The 21,193-nt window shown below is 71.3% G+C and carries 13 protein-coding genes and 3 tRNA genes; 6 read left to right on the plus strand and 10 right to left on the minus strand.

Annotated features, from left to right (window positions below):
• The first annotated feature begins 336 nt into the window (after positions 1–336).
• The 3 genes from QQM39_RS31430 to QQM39_RS31440 all read left to right on the plus strand — a co-directional run bounded on the left by QQM39_RS31430 (position 337) and on the right by QQM39_RS31440 (position 5,107).
• Positions 337–1,602: an NAD(P)/FAD-dependent oxidoreductase gene (locus QQM39_RS31430; protein WP_302000919.1), complete on the plus strand. Its 1,266-nt coding sequence runs from the start codon at positions 337–339 to the stop codon at positions 1,600–1,602.
• Between the two features lie 146 nt (positions 1,603–1,748).
• Entirely contained in the window at positions 1,749–3,665 is a 1,917-nt protein-coding gene (gene dnaG / locus QQM39_RS31435; protein WP_302000920.1) for a DNA primase, read from the plus strand.
• Positions 3,666–3,778: 113 nt separating this feature from the next.
• Positions 3,779–5,107 carry an RNA polymerase sigma factor gene (locus QQM39_RS31440; protein ID WP_302000921.1) on the plus strand — a complete coding sequence of 443 codons (1,329 nt, stop codon included), beginning with the start codon at positions 3,779–3,781 and terminating at the stop codon, positions 5,105–5,107.
• Between the two features lie 259 nt (positions 5,108–5,366).
• On the opposite strand, the gene QQM39_RS31445 is transcribed toward QQM39_RS31440, so the two are convergent.
• The 4 genes from QQM39_RS31445 to QQM39_RS31460 all read right to left on the minus strand — a co-directional run bounded on the left by QQM39_RS31445 (position 5,367) and on the right by QQM39_RS31460 (position 11,167).
• Positions 5,367–7,295 carry an ABC transporter ATP-binding protein gene (locus QQM39_RS31445; RefSeq protein ID WP_302000922.1) on the minus strand — a complete coding sequence of 643 codons (1,929 nt, stop codon included), beginning with the start codon at positions 7,293–7,295 and terminating at the stop codon, positions 5,367–5,369.
• Positions 7,295–9,028, minus strand: coding sequence for an ABC transporter ATP-binding protein (locus QQM39_RS31450; protein ID WP_302000923.1), 1,734 nt, complete (start codon positions 9,026–9,028; stop codon positions 7,295–7,297). The genes QQM39_RS31445 and QQM39_RS31450 overlap by 1 nt, the downstream gene beginning before the upstream one ends.
• 172 nt (positions 9,029–9,200) lie before the next feature.
• A complete protein-coding gene (locus QQM39_RS31455; RefSeq protein WP_302000924.1) occupies positions 9,201–10,658 on the minus strand; it encodes an FGGY-family carbohydrate kinase in 1,458 nt (485 codons plus the stop codon).
• A 200-nt stretch (positions 10,659–10,858) separates the two neighbouring features.
• Complete coding sequence (locus QQM39_RS31460) at positions 10,859–11,167, minus strand: YtxH domain-containing protein (RefSeq protein WP_302000925.1); 309 nt, start codon at positions 11,165–11,167, stop codon at positions 10,859–10,861.
• Between the two features lie 158 nt (positions 11,168–11,325).
• Between QQM39_RS31460 and QQM39_RS31465 the strand changes: the two genes are divergently transcribed.
• The 3 genes from QQM39_RS31465 to QQM39_RS31475 all read left to right on the plus strand — a co-directional run bounded on the left by QQM39_RS31465 (position 11,326) and on the right by QQM39_RS31475 (position 11,744).
• Positions 11,326–11,398: transfer RNA gene (locus tag QQM39_RS31465), tRNA-Asn, on the plus strand.
• A 5-nt stretch (positions 11,399–11,403) separates the two neighbouring features.
• Positions 11,404–11,476 (plus strand) — tRNA-Asn (locus QQM39_RS31470).
• A 191-nt stretch (positions 11,477–11,667) separates the two neighbouring features.
• A tRNA-Ile gene (locus tag QQM39_RS31475) sits at positions 11,668–11,744 on the plus strand.
• Between the two features lie 503 nt (positions 11,745–12,247).
• Here the strand turns inward: QQM39_RS31475 and QQM39_RS31480 are convergent.
• The 6 genes from QQM39_RS31480 to QQM39_RS31505 form a co-directional block, all read right to left on the minus strand.
• Positions 12,248–12,442, minus strand: a complete 195-nt coding sequence (locus QQM39_RS31480) for a hypothetical protein (protein WP_302000926.1) — start codon at positions 12,440–12,442, stop codon at positions 12,248–12,250.
• Entirely contained in the window at positions 12,439–15,174 is a 2,736-nt protein-coding gene (locus QQM39_RS31485) for an amino acid adenylation domain-containing protein (RefSeq protein WP_302000927.1), read from the minus strand. The genes QQM39_RS31480 and QQM39_RS31485 overlap by 4 nt, the downstream gene beginning before the upstream one ends.
• A gap of 68 nt (positions 15,175–15,242) precedes the next feature.
• Positions 15,243–16,067 (minus strand): SDR family oxidoreductase, encoded by an 825-nt coding sequence (locus QQM39_RS31490; protein WP_302000928.1) that lies wholly within the window; start codon positions 16,065–16,067, stop codon positions 15,243–15,245.
• A gap of 53 nt (positions 16,068–16,120) precedes the next feature.
• The gene (locus QQM39_RS31495; RefSeq protein WP_302000929.1) at positions 16,121–16,897 is read right to left on the minus strand and encodes a thioesterase II family protein; all 777 of its coding nucleotides are present in this window, start codon (positions 16,895–16,897) and stop codon (positions 16,121–16,123) included.
• 47 nt (positions 16,898–16,944) lie between these two features.
• Positions 16,945–17,172 carry an MbtH family protein gene (locus tag QQM39_RS31500; protein WP_302000930.1) on the minus strand — a complete coding sequence of 76 codons (228 nt, stop codon included), beginning with the start codon at positions 17,170–17,172 and terminating at the stop codon, positions 16,945–16,947.
• A gap of 43 nt (positions 17,173–17,215) precedes the next feature.
• Positions 17,216–21,193, minus strand: a complete 3,978-nt coding sequence (locus tag QQM39_RS31505) for an amino acid adenylation domain-containing protein (RefSeq protein WP_302000931.1) — start codon at positions 21,191–21,193, stop codon at positions 17,216–17,218.

Here is a 21,193-nt window from a genome sequence, read left to right on the forward strand (position 1 = left end):
TTGCTGAACTCCTCCCCCATAGCCACGGAACGGGCGGGCCCCGCGGAACGGACTCTTCTCATCGCGTTCTGAGCGAATGTCCCGACAACTCCCGGCCATCGAGGCACCCTTGGCGCGGTGGGGGAGCGCCTGTCCCGGAGGAGGCAGGCGCCGCCCGCCTCCTCTGCTCCGCCGGGCTCCTCCGGGGTGCGATCACCCACCCGCGACGGGTGGGACACACGGGACGAACGGGCACTCGAAAGTGACCCTGCGTGGCCTGATCGGGTCACCCCCTCTTCCCGCATCACGCTGCGTGCGGGACGCTCGTGTGGCGGCACCCTTACGAGGAGGCATCAAGTGGTCGACGCGGATCAGACATTCGTCATCGTCGGAGGCGGACTCGCCGGCGCGAAGGCGGCCGAGACGCTCCGGGCGGAGGGCTTCACCGGGCGGGTGATACTGATCTGCGACGAGCGCGACCACCCGTACGAGCGCCCGCCCCTCTCCAAGGGCTACCTCCTCGGCAAGGAGGAGCGCGACAGCGTCTTCGTGCACGAGCCCGCCTGGTACGCGCGCAACGACATCGAGCTGCACCCGGGCCAGACCGTCGACGCGATCGACCGTACGGCGAAGACGGTGCGGTTCGGCGAGGACGGCACGGTCGTCCACTACGACAAGCTCCTGCTGGCCACCGGCGCCGAGCCGCGCCGCCTGGACATCCCGGGCACGGACCTGGCCGGCGTCCACCACCTGCGCCGCCTCGCGCACGCCGAGCGCCTCAAGGGGGTCCTGGCCTCGCTCGGCCGCGACAACGGCCACATCGTGATCGCCGGCACCGGCTGGATCGGCCTGGAGGTCGCGGCGGCGGCCCGCGAGTACGGCGCGGAGGTCACGGTCGTCGGGCCGGATCCGACTCCCCTGCACGGCGTCCTGGGCCCCGAGATCGGCGGACTCTTCGCCGAGCTGCACCGCGAGCACGGGGTGCGCTTCCACTTCGGCAGGCGGCTGACGGAGATCGTCGGCCAGGACGGCATGGTGCTGGCCGCCCGTACGGACGACGGCGAGGAGCACCCCGCGCACGACGTCCTGGCGGCGATCGGAGCGGCCCCGCGGGTCGCTCTCGCGGAGGCGGCCGGGCTGCAGATCGCCGACCGTACGAACGGTGGCGGCGTGGTGGTGAACGAACAGCTGCGCACCTCCGACCCCGACATCTACGCGGCCGGGGACGTGGCCTCCTTCCCGCACACCCTGTTCGGCACCCGGCTGCGGGTGGAGCACTGGGCCAACGCACTGAACGGCGGCCCGGCGGCGGCGCGGGCGATGCTCGGGCAGGACGTCACCTACGACCGTCTGCCGTACTTCTTCTCCGACCAGTACGACTTGGGGATGGAGTACTCCGGCTGGGCGCCGCCGGGGTCGTACGACGAAGTGGTGATCCGGGGGGACGCGGGGAAGCGGGAGTTCATCGCGTTCTGGGTCAGGGACGGCCGGGTGCTGGCCGGGATGAACGTGAACGTGTGGGACGTCACAGAGCCGATCCAGCGGCTGATTCGTTCCAGGGCGCGGGTCGACACGGATGCTTTGGCGGATCCCCATGTCGCGCTTGAGGGGCTGATCGCCTAGTCGTCTGCTGGGTTTCGTCGTCTCGCGGGTGCGGGTTGGCTGTGGCTGGTCGCGCCCACGCGGCGGAGCCGCATATCGATACAGCCCCGCCCCCAGGGCGTAGAGCTCGCGCCAGATGTGTCAGTCCGCCCCCGTAGAATTCACGCGTGGCAGGACGGATCAACGACGAGGACGTGAAGGCGGTACGGGACGCGGTCCCGATCGACGCCGTGGTGTCCGAGTACCTCCAGCTGCGCGGCGCGGGCGGCGGGAACCTCAAGGGGCTGTGCCCCTTCCATGACGAGAAGTCGCCGTCCTTCCAGGTCAGCCCGAGCAAGGGGCTCTTCCACTGCTTCGGCTGCCAGGAGGGCGGCGACACCATCACGTTCGTGATGAAGGTCGACCACCTCTCCTTCTCCGAGGCGGTCGAGCGCCTCGCCGCCCAGGCCGGCATCACCCTGCGCTACGAGGAGGGCGGGTACAACCCCTCCCACCAGCGCGGCGAGCGCATCCGCCTGGTCGAGGCCCACAAGATCGCCGCCGAGTGGTACGCCGAGCAGCTCGCCACCAGCCCCGAGGCCGACACCGGCCGTATCTTCCTCGCCGAGCGCGGCTTCGACCAGGCCGCCGCGGTCCACTTCGGCGTCGGCTACAGCCCCCAGGGCTGGGACCACCTCACCCGCTACCTCCGCGGCAAGGGCTTCGCCGACAAGGAGCTCCTCCTCTCCGGGCTCGCGCAGGAGGGCCGCCGCGGCCCCATCGACCGCTTCCGGGGCCGTCTGATGTGGCCGATCCGCGACATCGGCGGCGACGTGGTCGGCTTCGGCGCGCGCAAGCTGTACGAGGCCGACAACGGGCCCAAGTACCTCAACACCCCAGACACGGCGATCTACAAGAAGTCCCAGGTCCTGTACGGCATCGACCTCGCGAAGCAGCACATCGCCAAGTCCAGCCGGGCCGTCGTCGTCGAGGGCTACACGGACGTCATGGCCTGCCACCTCGCCGGCGTCACCACGGCCATCGCGACCTGCGGTACGGCCTTCGGCGGCGAGCACATCCGGATCCTGCGCCGACTGCTGATGGACAACGGCTCGGCCCGCGTCATCTTCACCTTCGACGGCGACGCGGCAGGCCAGAAGGCGGCCCTGCGCGCCTTCGAGGACGACCAGAAGTTCGCCGCCGAGACGTACATCGCGATCGCGCCGGACGGCATGGACCCCTGCGAACTGCGCCTGGCGAAGGGCGACGAGGCGGTCGCCGAGCTGGCCGAACCGCGTACGCCGCTCTTCGAGTTCGCGCTGCGCCAGATCGTCCTGCGCTACGACCTCGACACCCCGGCCGGCCGCGCCGCCGCGCTGGACGAGGCGGCGCCCATCGTCGCCCGCATCAAGAACAGCGGCGCCCAGCACGAGGTGGCCGTCCAGCTCGCGGGCATGCTCGGCATCCTCGACACCCAGTTCGTGGTGAAGCGGGTGGCACAGCTGGCGCGTTGGGCGCGGGAGCGGGGCGGCAGAGGACAGGCGCCCGCGTCCGGCCCGGGCTCCCGCAACCCGCAACAGCAGTACGACGCCGCCCCCGGCCCCCGCGCCTCCGGCCCGGCCCTGACCCTGCGCAACCCCGTCTACGCCACCGAACGCGAACTCCTCAAACTCGCCCTCCAGCGCCCCGAGTTGGTCTCCCCGGCGTTCGACGCGTACGGCGTCGACGAGTTCACCGCCGCGCCGTACGCCGCCGTACGCCAGGCGATCATGGACGCGGGCGGCGCCGAGTACGGCATCCAGGACGCGCAGGAGTATCTGGTCCGCGTCCGCGAGGCGGCCCCCGACGACCAGGTCCGCGCGATGGTCACGGAGCTGGCGGTCGAGGCGATCATGCGCAGGACGGTCGACGAGAACTACGCCGGCGAACAACTCGTGACGGTCCGCCGCCGCGCCGTGGAACGCCGCGTCCGCGACATCCAGAGCCAACTGGCCCGCCTGGGCGCGGGCGGCGACCCGGCCCAACTGGCCGCCGTCCAGAACGAACTGTGGGTGTTGCAGCAGTACGACCAGGCATTGCGGGGGCAGGGCGCGGCGGCGCTCTGAGCGATTCGCGCGATTCGCGTACGACTGGGTAACCGCTCGGTCACGCACCGGACTCAAAAAGTCACCGCACGCCCCTCGTGGCGGCGATGTGTCGTACTCCACACTGGGTTCCGGTGCCTGAGTCCTCGGAGCGCGGCCGACCCGTTCCCCACGGGTCCCACACCCCCGCGGTTCCGCTCATCGCGTACGGGACGGACAGCGGCGAGGCCGCCGACTCCGCCCTCGAAGCAGCGCTGCCGTACGCCTCGGCAGCGATCACCCTGGAGGTCGCCCCCGTGCAGACCCAGACCCTCGTCCAGACCGACGCCAGTACCGCGACCGGCGCTGACAGCACCGAGCCGGATGCGGAGGCCGACGTTCTCGTCGCGGTGCCGCCGCAGAGCCGTGTCGCGCACCACCCCGAGACGGAGCCGGAGGCCTCGCCCGAGCCCGCTGAACCGCCCGCGGAGGCCCTGGACGGCGCCGAGGCCGCCGACGCCGCCGAGCCGGTCGAAGCGCCGTTGCCGGCCCGGGCCCGCGCCGACAACAGCGGTCCCTCCTCCGACCTGTTCCGCCAGTACCTGCGGGAGATCGGCCGTATCCCCCTCCTCACCGCGGCCGAGGAGGTCGAACTGGCCCGCCGCGTGGAGGCCGGCCTGTTCGCCGAGGAGAAGCTGAGCAGCACCCCCGATCTGGAGAGCCGGCTCGCCCTCGACCTGGACCGCCTGGTCGTCATGGGCCGGATGGCCAAGCGGCGGCTGATCGAGGCCAACCTGCGGCTCGTCGTGTCCGTGGCGAAGAGGTACGTCGGCCGCGGCCTGACCATGCTGGACCTCGTCCAGGAGGGGAACCTCGGCCTGATCCGGGCCGTGGAGAAGTTCGACTACGCCCGTGGCTACAAGTTCTCGACGTACGCCACCTGGTGGATCCGCCAGGCCATGTCCCGCGCCCTCGCCGACCAGGCCCGCACCATCCGCGTCCCGGTCCACGTCGTCGAGTTGATCAACCGGGTTGTCCGGGTCCAGCGCCGCATGCTGCAGGAACGCGGCTACGAACCGACGCCGGAAGAGGTGGCCGCCCACCTCGACCTCCTGCCCGAGCGCGTCAGCGAGGTCCTGCGCCTGGCCCAGGAACCGGTGTCCCTGCACGCCCCCGTGGGCGAGGAGGACGACGTGGCGCTCGGCGACCTCATCGAGGACGGCGACGCGACGTCCCCGGTCGAGTCGGCGGCGTTCCTGCTGCTCAGGGAGCACCTGGAGGCGGTCCTGTCGACGCTGGGGGAGCGGGAGCGGAAGGTCGTACAACTGAGGTACGGCCTGGCGGACGGCCGCCCCCGCACGTTGGAGGAGATAGGCCGCATCTTCGGCGTGACCAGGGAACGCATCCGCCAGATCGAGTCGAAGACCCTGAACAAACTGAGGGACCATGCATTTGCGGATCAGCTGAGGGGCTATCTGGACTGATGCCGTCCGCGGTCCGGTGGGGGCTGGTCGCGCAGTTCCCCGCGCCCCTAGGTGGGTCCAGCCGCCGTCAGTCGCATGGCGCCGTAGCTCTTCGGGCAGCCGTGCCCCTGGGGCGGCGCCCACCCGAGCAGTCGGCTCCGTACGCCCGCCGCAGCTGCGGGCAGTCGTGCCGCTGGGGCGGCACGGGTGGGCGCAGCGGCACCCCGCCAACGCGGGCGAGTGCACCCACCCGGCCTCAGCCCGGCGCCGGGTCACGACGTCAGTCGACCTCGGCCACCGCCTGCGCGAACTGCGCCTTGTACAACCGCGCATAAGCCCCGTCGGCCGCCAACAGTTCCCCGTGCGCGCCCTGTTCCACGATCGACCCGTTCTCCATGACGAGGATCGTGTCCGCGTCCCGGATCGTCGACAGACGGTGCGCGATGACGAACGACGTACGCCCGTGCGCCAGCTTGGCCATGGCCTTCTGGATCAGCACCTCGGTACGGGTGTCGACCGACGAGGTCGCCTCGTCCAGCACCAGGATCACCGGGTCGGACAGGAACGCCCGAGCGATGGTGATGAGCTGCTTCTCACCGGCGCTCACCCCGCTGCCCTCGTCGTCGATCACCGTGTCGTACCCGTCGGGCAGCGTACGGATGAACCGGTCGGCGTGAGCGGCCCGCGCCGCCTCCTCGATCTCCCCCCGGTTCACGTCCCTGGACGCCCCGTACGCGATGTTCTCCGCGATCGTGCCGCCGAACAGCCAGGTGTCCTGCAGCACCATCCCGATCCCGGCCCGCAGTTCGTCCCGGGACATCCGCGCGATGTCGACCCCGTCGAGGGTGATGCGTCCGGACGAGACGTCGTAGAACCGCATCAGCAGGTTCACCAGCGTCGTCTTGCCGGCCCCCGTCGGACCGACGATCGCGACCGTGTGCCCGGGTTCCACCGTCAGCGACAGGTCCTCGATCAGCGGCTTCTCGGGGTCGTACCGGAAGGACACGCCCTCCAGCGCCACCCGCCCCCGCAGCTCCTCCGGCCGCACCCCCGGCACGGGATCGGCCTCCTGCTCCTCCGCGTCCAGGAGCTCGAAGACCCGCTCGGCGGACGCGACACCCGACTGCACGAGGTTCGCCATCGAGGCGACCTGCGTCAGCGGCATCGAGAACTGCCGCGAGTACTGGATGAAGGCCTGCACGTCACCGATCGACAGCGAGCCCGACGCGACCCGCAGACCGCCGACGACCGCGACGAGCACATAGTTGATGTTCGACACGAACAGCATCAGCGGCTGCATGATCCCGCTGTTGAACTGCGCCTTGAACCCGGCCTCGTACAGCGCCTCGTTCTGCTCGGCGAACTGCTTGGCCGACTGCTCCTGCCGCCCGAACACCTTCACCAGCGTGTGCCCGGTGTACATCTCCTCGACGTGCGCGTTGAGCTTGCCGGTCGACCGCCACTGCTGCACGAAGTGCGGCTGCGACCGCTTGCCGACGCGCGTGGCGACCATGAACGACAACGGCACGGTCACCAGCGCGACCAGCGCCAGCAGCCACGACACCCAGAACATCATCGCCAGCACACCGATGATGGTGAGCACGGAGTTGATGAGCTGGCCCATCGACTGCTGCAGCGTCTGCCCGATGTTGTCGATGTCGTTGGTCGCCCGCGACAGCACCTCACCGCGCTGCCGCTTGTCGAAGTACGACAGCGGCAGCCGCGACAGCTTCGCCTGGACGTCCTCGCGCATCCGGTACATGGTGCGGTTCACGGCCCGGTTCACCAGCCGCGTCGCCACCGCCATCAGCAGACCGGCGACGACGAACACGGCGAGCGCGAACAGCAGCACGCTGCCCACCGCGCCGAAGTCGATGCCCTCGCCCGGCGTGAAGTCGGTGCTGCGGAGCATGTCGGCGATCTCGCTGTCGCCGCGCTCCCGCATGGACGCGAGAACCTGCTCCTTGGTCATCCCGGCCTCGAACTGCCGCCCGACGATGCCCGCGAAGACCAGGTCGGTGGCCTCGCCGAGGATCTTCGGCCCGGCGACCGACAGCCCCACACTCACCACCACGCAGAACAGCAGCGCGTAGATGGTGAGCCGCTCGGGCTGGAACTGGGCGACCAGCCGCCTGCCCGACACCTTGAAGTCCAGCGAGTGCTGATCGGGGCCCCCGCCGGCCATCATCCGCCCCATCGGCCCGGCCATCAGGCAGCCTCCGCTTCCGTCAGCTGGGAGAGCACGATCTCCCGGTATGTCTCGTTGTCCGCCATCAGCTCGTGGTGCCGGCCCGTGCCGACGACCCGCCCCTCGTCGAGCACGACGATCCGGTCGGCGTCCCGGATCGTCGCCACGCGCTGGGCGACGATGACGACGGTCGCCTCGGAGGTCTCGCGGGCGAGCGCCGCCCGCAGTGCCGCGTCCGTCGCGTAGTCGAGGGCGGAGAAGGAGTCGTCGAAGAGGTAGATCTCCGGGCGCTGGACGAGCGTCCGCGCGATGGCGAGGCGCTGCCGCTGACCGCCCGACACGTTCGTGCCGCCCTGCGCGATGGGCGCGTCGAGCCCGCCGTCGAGCCGCTCCACGAACTCCTTGGCCTGCGCCACCTCCAGCGCGTGCCACAGCTCCTCGTCCGTCGCGTCCGGGTTGCCGTAGCGGAGGTTGGTCGCCACCGTCCCGGCGAACAGGTACGGCCGCTGCGGTACGAGGCTCACGGTCTTCGCCAGCAGCTGCGGATCGACGTTCGCCACATCCTCCCCGTCCACCAGCACCCGCCCGTCGGTCGCGTCGAACAGCCGCGGGACGAGCCCCAGCAGGGTCGACTTCCCGCTGCCGGTCGACCCGATCACGGCCGTCGTCTCACCCGGCAGCGCGACCAGGTCGATCGCCTTCAGCACCGGCTCCTCGGCACCCGGGTAGCGGAACCCGGCGCCCCGGATCTCCAGATGGCCATGGCGGCGCAGCTCCCGCACCGGCGCCATCGGCGGCACGACACTCGACTCCGTGCCCAGGACCTCCTGGATGCGCTCGGCGCACACCTCCGCGCGCGGCACCATCATGAACATGAAGGTGGCCATCATCACGGACATCACGATCTGCATGAGATAGGCGAGGAACGCGGTCAGGTCACCGATCTGCATCCCGCCGCTGTCGATGCGATGGGCCCCGAACCAGACCACCGCGATGGACGACAGGTTCACCACCGTCATGACGATCGGGAACATCAGCGCGAGCAGGTTGCCGGTGCCCGTCGCCATCTCGGTGAGCTCGACATTGGCCTTCCGGAAGCGCTGCTGCTCGTACTCGTCGCGCACGAAGGCACGGATCACCCGGTTGCCGGTGATCTGCTCGCGCAGCACCCGGTTCACCGTGTCGAGGCGCTCCTGCATGGTCCGGAACAGCGGCCGCAGCCGCCGCACGATCAAGGTCACACTGATGCCGAGCACCGGCACGACCGCGACCAGCACCCCGGACAGCGGCACATCCAGACCGAGGGCCAGCACGATGCCGCCCACGCACATGATCGGCGCCGACACCATCAGCGTGAACGTCATCAGCGCCAGCATCTGCACCTGCTGGACGTCATTGGTCGTACGGGTGATCAGCGAGGGCGCGCCGAAATGGCCGACCTCACGCGCCGAGAACGACTGCACCCGGTCGAACACGGCCGCCCGTACGTCCCGCCCGAGCGCCGCCGCGGTCCGCGCGCCGTAGTACACGGCACCGATGTTGCACACGACCTGCGCCAGCGAGACGCCGATCATCAGGGCGCCGTAGGACAGGATGTAGCCGGTGTCGCCGTTGACGACGCCCGTGTCGATGATGTCCGCGTTCAGCGTGGGCAGGTAGAGGGTGGCGCAGGTCTGCAGGAACTGCAGCAGCACCAGCCAGGCGATGGGTTTTCGGTAGGGACTGAGGTAGGTCCGCAGAAGTCGTATGAGCACGCTGCTTCTCTCGGAGTCGACGACGGGGCGACTGGTTGCCCTTGGCCCCTATCGTCGGACACTCCGGTGGCGTTACCTCAACTGATTAAGCCGTCAGCGCGGCTCCGTACGGCCTTCCGGGTGCGACTCCTACCGGTCTCTTGCATTCCGCTACGACCGGAACGCGGGACCACTACGACCGGAACGCCCCGGGATGCGTCTGCTCCCGCACCGACACGAACTGCTGCCGCACCGCCTGCCCCACCGCCAGCTCCTCGCCGGGCTCCAGGACCTGCGCGGCCGCGCCCTGCCAGACCGGCGGGGTGCGCGGATCGAGCGAGCCCTGCGACACACCGAGCGCCCACGCGGCCTGCCGGGCGGCGCCGATCGCCGCGTAGTCCGCGGGCTGCGGTACGACCACCTGCGCGCCGAAGAGCATGGGCGCCGCGGCCTGCACGGCGGGCAGCTCGGCGGCCGCCCCCAGCAGGAAGATCCGCCGCACCTCGACGCCCCGGCCGCGCAGCACGTCGAGCGCGTCCGCGAGCCCGCACAGCATCCCCTCGAACGCGGCCCGCGCCAGATGCTCCGGCTTCATCGACTCCCGCCGCAGCCCGGCCAGCGTGCCCGCGGTGTGCGGCAGACTCGGCGTCCGCTCACCTTCCAGATAGGGCAGCAGCACGAGCCCATGAGCCCCCGGCGTCGACTTCATCGCCAGGTCGGACAGGCTCTCCAGATCGGGCGCACCGAGGAGTTCGGCGGCGCCGCGCAGAGTGCGTACGGCGTTGAGGGTGGTGACGACCGGGAGGTGCATGCCGGTGGCGTCGGCCAGGGAGGTGATCATCCCGGAGCTGTCGACGAGGGCCTCGGGGTGGACGGCCATCACGGACCCGGACGCGCCGAGCGACACGACGGCGTCGCCCAGCCCGATGCCGAGCCCGAAGGCGGCGGCCATGGTCTCGCCGGTCCCCGCGGAGATGAGCAGGCCCTCCGGGGTCGTACCGGCCGCGTCCGCCGGCCCGATCACCTCGGGGAGCATGGCCTGGTGGCCGAGCGCCAGCTCGACGAGGTCGGAACGGTAGGCGGCGGTGGCCGCCGACCAGTAGCCGGTGCCGGAGGCGCCGCCCCGGTCTGTGGTCCTTCTCACGGGCCGCCCGAGAAGCTGCCACACCAGCCAGTCGTGCGCCTGCATGAGGACGGCGGCGCGTACGGCGTGCTCGGGCTCGGTCTTGGCGAGCCAGCGCAACTTGGTCACCGGCTGCGCGGCCTGCGGCACACACCCCACCGCCTGCGCCCACGCCTCGCGTCCGCCCAGCGCGTCGATCAGATCGGCCGCCGCGACCTGCGCCCGCTTGTCGCCGCCGACCATCGCGGGGCGCACGGTGTTGCCCTGCGCGTCGAGCGGGACCACCGCGTTCTGCTGCGCCGACACGCCGATGGCCTGCACACCTTCGAGGAGCCCGCCGCCGGCCGCCTCCCCGAGGGACAGCAGCCAGGCCTGCGGATCGACGTCGGAGGGACGCGCGCCACCGCCGTCCGGCGACTCCACCGGATGCGGGGCGTACCCCTGCCTGAGCACGGCGCCCGTGTCCGTGTCACAGACGACGATGCGAGTGAAATCGGGCGCACTGTCCAGCCCGGCGACTATCCCCATGGCCCAAATTGTGCCGTAGCGCGGCGCTGGCTGGGGCCGTGGGCGCCGTGGGGGTGCGGGTTGTGTCTCGGTGCGGGTTGTGGGGGGCTGGTCGCGCCCACGCGGCGGAGCCGCACATCGATACAGCCCCGCGCCCCTTGGCGGCGTGCGGTCCCCGGCGCCCGGGAGCTACTGCCGCGCCGTGCGCCCAAGACGTACTCCTACGTGTTGCTCGTGCCCCAGTCGTCCTCCGCGCCGCCGTTGTGAGCGCTGCGCTCACGCAGGGAGCGGACTCGTTGGGCGACCGACTCGGGGACTCGGTCGCCGACCTTGTCGGTCACCGTGTGGTACGCCTTGCCCGCGAAGACGCGGCTCTGCTGTGCCGCCGTCTCGGCGGTGTTGCGGACCGCGGGGTTCTGCGCGACCTGGCGCGCGGTCTTCTTCAGCTGCTCGTAGCGCTCGCGTCCGGCGCGCGTGCCGAGCACGTAACCGACGGCGACTCCGATGACGAACGTGAGCCGGTAGCGCATGGCGGCCACCCTTCCCTTCCGTAGGTCCCTGGTGCGGCGTCGACGCCGAGGGGAACCGATTGGCGGAGCACCCCCCTGCTTGCGCTAATGTATGTGTCGCAGCGAGCGCACGCCCCCTGGCGAATACCCAGGTAGGTACGTTCGATGCAACGAGGCATTCCTCCGTAGCTCAATTGGCAGAGCAGCCGGCTGTTAACCGGCAGGTTACTGGTTCGAGTCCAGTCGGGGGAGCTCGGTCCTCCGTAGCTCAATTGGCAGAGCAGCCGGCTGTTAACCGGCAGGTTACTGGTTCGAGTCCAGTCGGGGGAGCATGCTGAACGAGGACCCCGTTGGGGTCCTTTTTCATATCCGGTTTCATGTCCGGCCTCGATTCCCGGGAACCGTGCAGGTCGCGGCGGAGTCCTTGAGGGCAGGCGAAGTCGACCACACGAAGCAGGAGATCGTATGAGCGGCTATGCTGCGGCAGACGGCGCGCACACATGTACGCGACACGCCGCTATGGGGCGGTAGCTCAGCCGGTTAGAGCAGCGGACTCATAATCCGTCGGCCGTGGGTTCGAGTCCCACCCGCCCCACCAGTGGTCATCTATGCAGAAACGTTCTGAGCTGTGGAAACGTGGCTGGGCGGGATGTTTCGTGCGAGGTGGTTGCCTGGAATCGGTGGCCGCCGGTGCCTTCAACGCACAGCTGAGGAAGGCCAGTTCGGCGGCCATGTCCAGATGGGGTCGTAGGCCGGCAGATCCGGCCTCGCGACCTCCACCGCCGACGGCGACGGCCCCACTCCGGCGGTACTGACGCCGGCATCGCTGGGGCGGCATCGGCGTGGTCCGAGTCGGTCAGTGTTCGGTGGCGGGCCCAGCAGCGCGCATGCTCGGCGACCAGGCGGCCGTCCAGATGAGCCCGGGTGGACGGAGTGGTCGCAGGTGTCCAGGCGGATGTAGCGGATGTCGTGGTCCCGGCCGATCCACAGCGAGGTCCGCATTCCAGCCGGACAGCAGGTCCCAGTGCCCGCTCACGAGATCGGCGGCCTGCCTCGACGGCAGCATCCGCGCGGTGATCACCCGGGAACAGCCAGCCACCATCACAGCACCGGCGGGCGCCCGGTCTGCCCGAAGCCCAGCGCGATGTCCACCGGCGGGAACCACAGCTCGCACTGGGCCGGCTCGCCGGGCTGATGCGCCGTCCGCGAGACCGGATCCGCCGGAAGGTAGACCGGCCGCAGTTCCCGCACCGGCCGCTCCACCGCGAACATCCTCAGTTCTGATCTCCCGGTCACTTCCGGAGGTGCTCGTCCATGGTTCTGAGAGCCGCCACCGTTCCCCGGACGGTCGGGTGCCGGTACAGCTCCCGCAGCCGCAGGGACGGCAGGCCACGGGCGCGCAGGGCGGCGCCGATTCGGACGGCGAACAGGGAGTTGCCGCCGAGCTCGAAGAAGTCGTCGTCCGGGGCCACGGGCACGCCCAACACGTCGCTCCAGATCTCCGTCATCTCCGTCAGCATTGCGGTGCGGCCGTCGGCGTCGGCAGCGGCCGGGGCCGTGTCCCGCGGTGATGAGCGCAGGACGGCCGGGGCGGGGAGTTTCGCCGCGTCGAGTTTGCCGTTGGGCGTCAGCGGGAGGGCGTCCAGCGTCGTGACGGTGGCAGGGAGCATGTAGTCGGGCAGGATGCCGGCGGCCCGCTCGCGGATCCCGGCGGGGTCGCCCCCGGACGACAGGACCACGTAGGCGTCGATCCTGGCCGTGGCGGCGTCCGCCGGGTCGTCGCGGCGCACCAGGACCGCCGCGGTGCGCACGCCGGGGTCCTCCAGCAGAACGGAGCGGATCTCGTCGAGCTCGATCCGGAAACCGCGGATCTTCACCTGGCTGTCGATCCGCCCGAGGTGGTCGAGCCGCCCGTCGGGGCGCAGGCGTCCGAGGTCGCCGCTGCGGTACATCGTGCCGCCGGTGAACGGGTCCGGTACGAACCGTCGGCCGGTCAGCTCCTCCTGACCCAGGTAGCCGAGCGCCACACCGGCACCGCCGACGCATATCTCGCCCGCCACCCCCGGCGGCAGCAGCCGTCCGGCCGGGTCCACCACGTAAAGGTGCCAGCCGGGCAGGGCGCGCCCGACGGAGCGGGTGGCGGCGAGCGCCAGTTTCCGGGTGAGGGTCTGCTCGGTGACGTGGACGGTGGTCTCGGTGATACCGAACATGTTCACCACCCGGCAGGACCTCTCGGGGTGCCGGTCGAACCAGGGCAGCAGCATCCGCGTGTCCAGCGGCTCACCGCCGAAGAGGACGAGCCGGACGGAGACGTCGGCGTGGTCGACGTCCAGGAGCTGGGCGAAGGCCGACGGGGTCAGGCTGAGCACGGTGACCTTCTCGGCGACGAGCAGGTCACGGAAGCGGTCCGGTTCACGGGAGACGAAGTACGGCACCACGACCAGCCGCCCGCCGGTCAGCAGACAGCCCCAGATCTCCCACACCGAGAAGTCGAAGGCACTGGAGTGGAACCAGGTCCACACGTCCGCTTCTGAACCGCCCTCTGAGAGCCCGTACTCGTCGCGGGTCGCGTCGACCAGGGCGATCACGTTGCGGTGGGGTACGACGACTCCCTTGGGCCGGCCGGTGGAGCCGGAGGTGTAGATGACGTAGGCGGCGTCATCGGGTGCGGGGGGCGGAGGGCTCGCGTTCTGCTCCGGCGGCCACCCGCCTTCCGGCTCGTCCATCAGCTCGTCCGGGGTCACCCGCACGCAGTCCGCCACGGCCGGGAACTCCGGGAGCCGGGTGATCACCACGCCCAGACCCGCGTCCCGTGCCGTGTGGGCGAGCCGGTCCGCCGGGTGGGCGGGGTCGACGGGCACGTAGGTCGCGCCGGCCTTCAGCACTGCGAGGAGGGTGACGACGAGTTCGGCGGAGCGCTCCAGGCACACTCCCACCCGATCGCCGGCGCCGACTCCGCGTGCTCGCAGGCCGGATGCCGACCGGGCGGCCTGCTCGTCGAGTTCGCGGTAGGTCAGGCCCGTGTCGCCGTCGGTCACGGCGATGCGGTCCGGCGTCGCCGCCACGATCCCGGCGAGCGCCCCGGGCACGCTCACCGGCCTGGTGGTCAGGGAACGGGGCGGGCGGCCGAGCGCCGCTGTGCGGGCGCGCTCCGCCTCGTCGAGGAGTTCTACGTCGTCCGGCGGAGTCTGTGGGCGTTGAAGTACCTGCTGATGTACGTGCACGAGGTGCCGTACGAACTGGGCCGCGATCTCCGCGGAGAAGTGACTGCTCAGGTGGTCGCAGCGCAGTCGCAGACCGCCCGAGTCCCGCAGGACGGAGACGGTGAGCGGGAACGGGGGCGCGAGGCAGGGCACGTACTCGGTCTCGGTCTCGCCCTCCTCGGGGAGGGCGGTGCCGTCCGAGTGGTCAGAGCCGTCGGCGGCCTGTGCGGCGGCATCGAAGAGCAGACCCGTGAGTGCGGGGCCCGTCGCACGGGAGGGCTTCGACTCGCCCAGCGTGGCGGCCGGTTCGACGGTGAAGCTGCCACGGTCGGTGCCGATGACCGGCGAGGTGTCCGGGTCGTAGCGGCGCAGGGTGACGGCGAGTGCCGTGAGCCAGCTCGCCTCGTCGCCTCCCTGGTCCAGGGTGATGGCGTGGGACGCGCTGGGGCCGTCGCCGCCGAGTCCCCAGGCGGGCGCCGGTGCGGTCGGGGATGTCTCGGGGGCCGGCTGGGCGTAGGTCGGTGCCACGGACTTCCCGGCTGCCAGCCGGCCGAGGGCCGTACGGTCCCAGCGCCCGCGCGGGGCGACGACGATCAGGTCGGACAGGCCGTCGGTGTAGCGCAGGAGGACGGTGCGCGGACCGCGGCTCGGGCGGGCGAGTTCCGTGGCGCGTCGGCGCTGCGCGAGCGGGTCCGTCGCCGCCACGGAGACATCCTCGATCCACAGACCCGGTCGGCCCGCGGGGTCCGGAAAGTGGCCTGACCGGACGCGCAGCGCGTGGCACTGGGGCGTGTGGGGGAGGGGATCGGACAGCAACGCGGACACGGGCCGTACTCCTTGTCGTTCTGGTCGTTCTGGTCGTTCTGGTCGTTCTCGTCGTCCGGGGAGGGTGCTCAACGGACGCTGAACCCGCCGTCCACGGTCAGGACCGACCCGGTGATCTGCCGGGACTCGTCCGAGGCCAGGAAGACGATCGCGGCGGCGACGTCCTCGGGTTCGATCAGCGCGTTCATGGGCTGTGCCTCGGCGAAGGTCTTCTCGTGCTCGTGGACGGGCACGTCCAGCGCCCTGGCGATCTCGGCGAGCATCCTGCCTTCGGCCCACGCGTCGTCGCGCACGGATCCCGGGCAGACCGCGTTCACGCGCACCTTCGTCGGCGCGAAGTCGAGCGCGGCGGCTTTGGTGAGACCGACGACGGCGTGCTTGGCGGCGACATAGCCGGCGAAATGCCGGTAACCGACGAGCCCCGCGGTGGAGGCGACGTTGACGATGCTGCCGCCGCGCCGGGCGCTCATCGCCCCGCCGACCGCGCGCATCACCCGCCAGGCCCCCGAGAGATCCACGTCGATCATCAGGGACCACTCGTCCTCTTCGATCTCGTGCACGGGTTTGCCCGAGGGCGCCGCGATGCCCGCGTTGTTGACGGCGACGTCGATCCGGCCGAACCTGTCCTCGGCGCGGGCCACCGCCTCCCGTATGCCTCGGGTGTCGCGGATGTCGGCCTCCGCGGTGAGGACGGCCGCGCCGGCGTCCCGGCACAGTGCGGCGGTGTGCTCCAACTGCCCCACAGTGCCCAGCGGGTAGGGCACGCCCGGCAGGTCGGCGCAGATGTCCAGCAGGGTGAGGTCGGCGCCCTCGGCTGCGCAGGCGACCGCGGCGGCTCTGCCGAGTCCGCGGGCGGCGCCGGTGATGAGGACCGACTTGCCGTGCAGACGCATCGGGTACTCCCTGGGAGTCGTAAAGGGATGGAGAGGGCTTAAATGGAGAGGGCTTAAGAGGAGGTGTGGGGGAAGAGGGGCGAGGGGGGCGGCTGGAGCACCTTCGAGACGATCAGGTCGACCAGCGCGGGTGTGGACTCGGTCAGATACATGTGGCCGCCGGGGATCTCGACGTGCTCGAAGTCGCGGCCGGACACCTTGTTCCAGGACGCGGCGTCGTCGTGGCCGACCAGGGTGTCGTCCTCGCCCCGGATGACCGTGAGGGGCGCGTCCAGCGGAAGGGGAGTGCTCGGTACGTAGGTCTCGTGCATCTCGACGTCCGCGCGCAGGGTGGGCAGGAGCATCTCGCGCATCTCCGGGTCGTCGAACGCGGGATGGCGGTAGCCCGCGAACTCGCCGACACGGGCGAGGAAGTCGTCGTCGGACAGGCCGGTGGCCCGTTGTTCACGACTCCGGCCAGGATGCGGTGACCCGCTGACGAACAGGTGGACGAGCTCGATGCCGGGCTCGGCGACCAGGCGGTGTGCCAGTTCGTAGGCGAGCACGGCACCGAGGCTGTGCCCGAAGAGAGCTGCTCTGTGGTCGCCGTCGCCGAGCTGTTCCCGCAGCCGGGGCAGGAGTCCGTCGACGGCCTTGTGCACGTCCCGGTAGGGCTGCTCGTCGATCAGCCTTTCACGGCCGGGCAGTTGGAGCGGCACGAGCTCCAGCGCCTCACCGGCCAGGGCGGCCCAGGGGCGGTAGAACGAGGCACCCGCTCCGGCGTACGGAAGACACACCAGCTTGGTCGTGTCGGTCGGGTTGGTCGTGTCGGTGGGGTCATCCGTGGGCATGGCTGCCGGTCTCTCCTTGCGAGGGGGCGTTCGGGTGGCTGGGGAGGTCACCGGGCCGATGGCTCCTCGCCCATGGCCCTGATCAGGCTCTTGGGGCGCATGTCGGTCCAGTGCTCGTCGACGTGGTCCACGCAGGACTGGCGGCTCGCGCGGCCGTGGACGACGGTCCAGCCGGCCGGGATCTCGGCGAAGGCGGGCCACAGGGAGTGCTGGCCCTCGTCGTTCACCAGGACCAGGTGCTCGATGCTGTCGTCGTCGAAGGGGTTGGTGGTCATCGCGGTTCCTCCGGTGGGGGCGGTTGCGTCCGGTGCGTTCGGACTACTTTCGGAGCCGGCTGTCCAGCACCGGGCCGATGAGGTCCAGTGCTGTGGGCCGGGTCATCTCTCCGTGCGTGCAGGGGATGTCGTGGTTGTCGATGCGGCCTTCGACGTACGGCTGCCAGGAGCCGTGCCGTTCGGGGACCGCGTCCGGATCCTGTGCGGCGGTGAAGAACAGCAGGTCCCCGCGGTACGGCCGGGGGGCGAACTCGCCCAGCAGACGCCCGTTGTTCGCCGTCACGTCGACCAGGGCCGCCAGTTCGGCGTCGTCGAGGCTGCCGGGCATGTCGGGTACACGGCGGACCAGCTCCGCGAACCGGCTCTCGGCCAGCGGTTCCGTCTCGTCCTCGGGCACCTGCCGGCCGAGGATGGTGAGGAGGCTGCGCAGCAGCGCGGGGCGGTCGGACCGGGCGGGGCCCTGTCGAATCCAGGCCCCGGGGAAGGAGTCGAGCAGTGCGAGGAGCGCGACCTGCTCTCCGGCCGCCTGGAGGCCGACGGCGATGTCGTACGCGACGAGGCCGCCCATGGAGTAGCCGAGCAGGTGATACGGGCCCTGCGGCTGTGTCTCGCGGATGAGGGCGGTGTGCTCGGCGACCACCTCGGCCAGGCTGCCGGCCCGGTCCTGACCGGGGATCAGGCCGCGGGACTGCAGGCCGTACAGCGGGCGTCCGGGGCTGAGGTGGCGGGCCAGCCCTGCGAAGCCCCAGGACAGGCCCGAGGCCGGCGGAAGGCAGAACAGAGGTTCGAGGTCGCCTCGGGTGCGCAGCGCGAGCAGAGGTCCCACCGGGGCCGTACCCGACTCATGGGAAGGGCCTGCGGGACGGTCGGGCGTCCGCGGGCGGTCGCCTTCGGCCAGACGTCGGGCCAGCGCCGCCACGGTCGGGGTCTGGAAGAGGGCGCGCAGCGGCAGTTCGACGCCGAGTTCGGTGCTGATCCGCGAGGTCAGGCGGGGAGCCAGCAGGGAGTGGCCGCCGAGATCGAGGAAGCCGTCGTGGACGCCGACCCGATCCGGGGCGAGGCCGAGGACCTCGGCGAAGATGGCGCGCAAGGTCTCCTCCCGCCCGGTACGCGGAGCCGTCTTCGCGGTGAGCGGCGCGTCGGGGGCGGGCAGTGCCTTGCGGTCCAGCTTGCCACTGGCGGTGTGCGGGAGCGCTTCGAGCATGACGAACGCCGAGGGGACCATGTGGGCGGGGAGGGTGCGGGCGAGGTGGTCGCGGAAGCCGTCGGCGGTCACGGCCACCGCTTGTGGACATACGACGTAGGCGACCAGTCGTTTCTCGCCGTGCTGGTCCTCCCGCACCGTGGCCGCCGCCTTGGCGACGGCCGGATGCGCGGCGAGTGCGGCTTCGATCTCGCCGAGTTCGATCCGGAAGCCGCGGAGCTTCACCTGATGGTCGGCCCGGCCCAGGAAGCGCAGGTGCCCGTCGGAGCCACGCACCGCCAGGTCGCCCGTGCGGTACATGCGTTCCCCCGGTCCGCCGAACGGGTCGGCGACGAACCGCCCGGCCGTCAGATCCGGCCTGCCGAGGTAGCCGCGGGCCGGGCCGCCGCCCGCCACGTACACCTCGCCGACGGCCCCGTCGGGCACGGGGTGCAGCGCGTGGTCGAGGAGGTGGACGACGTTGCGGGCGAGGGGGCGGCCGATGGGCGGCCCGGCCTTGTCGTCGGGGTCGGCGTCGGACTTCCAGGCGGTGGCGTAGATGGTCGCCTCGGTGGGTCCGTAGAAGTTGACGAGCCGTGCCCCGGGGAAGGCGGCCTCGATGCCGGCGCGGAGCTGTTCGGGGATCGGTTCGCCGCCGAGGGCCACCGTGTGCGGTGAGACGGCCGGGCGCTCGGCGAGCACGGTGGCCATGACCGTGGGTACGCCGCTGATCAGGCCGGCGTCCCGGGGGGTGCCCTCGGTGAGGGCGAGGAGGTTCTCCACGATCTCGATTCGGCCGCCGCACAGCAGCGGCGAGAAGATCTCGAACACCGACACGTCGAAGTTGAGCGAGGTCGAGAACAGCACCTTGGCGAGCCGCTCGGGACCGAACTCCGCATGGGTCCACTCGACGAACTCGACGGCGTTGCGGTGTGTGGCCAGAACACCCTTGGGGCGGCCCGTGGAGCCGGATGTGTAGGTGATGTAGGCGAGGTTGTCCGGTGCCGAGCAGTGCGCGGGCAGGTGAGGGTGGCGCTCCGTCACCTCACTGCCCGGATCGAGCAGGGGTGTGCCCTCCGGCAACACTCCCGCTGTCTTGGCGGTGGCGAGGACGACGACCGGGCGGGCGTCGGCGACGATGTACGCGAGACGGCCGGCCGGGTAGGCGGGGTCGAGCGGCAGATAGGCGGCACCGGACTTCAGTACGGCGAGGACGGCGACGACCAGCTCCGCCGTACGGGGCAGAGCGATGCCGACGACCCGCTCGGGGCCCGCCCCGAGAGCGGTGAGACGACCGGCCAACCGCTCGGCCCGGGCGTCCAGTTCGCGGTACGTGAGACGGGTGCCGCGGTCCAGTACGGCGTCGGCGTCCGGGGTGGCCGCGGCCTGGGCCGACCAGAGGTCGGTGAGGGTACGGGTCGCGGGCGGCGTGAGCCGGGTCCGCCGCGGGAGTTCCGGGGGCGCCAGGAGCCCCAGGCGGCCCTGCGGGAGTTCCGGGTCGGCCGCCATCGCTTCGAGGATGCGCACCAGCCGCGCGAGCGTGGCGTCGGCCCAGCCGGCGTCGAACAGTCCCGGGTGGTAGGCCAGCCGGAAGCGGGGCCGGGAGCCGGGGAGGGCCACGAGGGTCACGGGGTAGTGGGTGGCGTCGCGACCGCTTGAGCCGACGACGCGGAGCCCGCCGCCGGCGCCTTCACGCCCGTCGCCGTCTTCGTCGGTGTCCCGCCCGTCGGCGTTTTTGTCGGTGTCCCGCTCGGCGCCCGTGGCACGTGGATCCACCGGGTAGTTCTCGAAGACCACGAGGCTGTCGAAGAGCTCCGGGACGCCCACGGCCCGCTGGATGTCGGCCAGGCCGAGATGGTGGTGGTCGAGGAGGCGGACGTAGCCGTCCTGGACCTCTCGGAGCAGGGCGCCCAGGCTCTCCTCGGGCCGCAGCCGGACCCGCGTCGGGATGGTGTTGATGAACAGGCCGACCATCGACTCGACACCGGGCAGTTCGGGCGGGCGGCCCGAGACGGTGGCGCCGAAGACGACGTCGTCGCGGCCGGTCAGGCGGCCGAGCAGCAGCGCCCAGGCGCCCTGGACGAGGGTGTTCACGGTCACGCCGAGGCGCCGGGCGCATGCCGTGAGGGCGGCTCCGAGCTCCGCCGACAGCTCGGTCCGCGCCTGTGCCGGGTCGGTGGCGCCCTGCGTGGTGGCCGGGGCCAGTCGGGTCGGTTCCGTCACGTCGGCCAGCGCGTCCCGCCAGGCGGCCTCGGCGGCGGTACGGTCCCTGCGGTCCAGCCACGTGAGGAAGGTGCGGTACGGCGGGACGGGCGCGAGCACGGCCGGGTCGCCGTCGGCGGCGTACAGGGTGAGCAGTTCCCGCAGCAGCACGGAGACCGACCAGCCGTCGAGCAGGATGTGGTGATGGGTGACGAGGAGCCGGTGGCGGCGCTCGCCGGTGCGGACCAGGGTGCAGCGCAGGACGGGAGGCGTGGCCGGGTCGAACCCGAGGGCCCGGTCCTCGTCCAGCAGTTCGGCCCACGCCTTCTCGGTGTCGGCAGCTCGCCCGGTCAGGTCGGTTTCCGCCCACGGCAGTGTCGCCCGGCGTGGGACGACCTGCACCGGCTGGCCGCCGCGCCGCCGCCGGAAAGCCGCCCGCAGGTTCGGGTGACGGTCCAGCAGTGTCTGAGCGGTGGCGCGCAGACGCTCGGCGTTCACCGGGCCTTCGAGCTCGAAGACCAGCTGAACGACGTACACGTCGGGGGCGTCCCGTTCGTGCTCGTACAGAGTGTGGAAGAGCAGGCCCTCCTGGAGCGGGGTCAGGGGGAGTACGTCGGCCGGCCCGGGCTGCGTCAT

The sequence above is a fragment of the Streptomyces sp. DT2A-34 genome (assembly GCF_030499515.1).
Lineage (GTDB): Bacteria > Actinomycetota > Actinomycetes > Streptomycetales > Streptomycetaceae > Streptomyces.

Coding starts and splice junctions, on each gene's coding strand:
- QQM39_RS31445 (WP_302000922.1), bottom strand. CDS start 7,295: ATGGCCGGGCCGATGGGGCGGATGATGGCCGGCGGGGGCCCCGATCAG.
- QQM39_RS31455 (WP_302000924.1), bottom strand. CDS start 10,658: ATGGGGATAGTCGCCGGGCTGGACAGTGCGCCCGATTTCACTCGCATC.
- QQM39_RS31460 (WP_302000925.1), bottom strand. CDS start 11,167: ATGCGCTACCGGCTCACGTTCGTCATCGGAGTCGCCGTCGGTTACGTG.
- QQM39_RS31490 (WP_302000928.1), bottom strand. CDS start 16,067: ATGCGTCTGCACGGCAAGTCGGTCCTCATCACCGGCGCCGCCCGCGGA.
- QQM39_RS31495 (WP_302000929.1), bottom strand. CDS start 16,897: ATGCCCACGGATGACCCCACCGACACGACCAACCCGACCGACACGACC.
- QQM39_RS31500 (WP_302000930.1), bottom strand. CDS start 17,172: ATGACCACCAACCCCTTCGACGACGACAGCATCGAGCACCTGGTCCTG.
- QQM39_RS31505 (WP_302000931.1), bottom strand. CDS start 21,193: ATGACGCAGCCCGGGCCGGCCGACGTACTCCCCCTGACCCCGCTCCAG.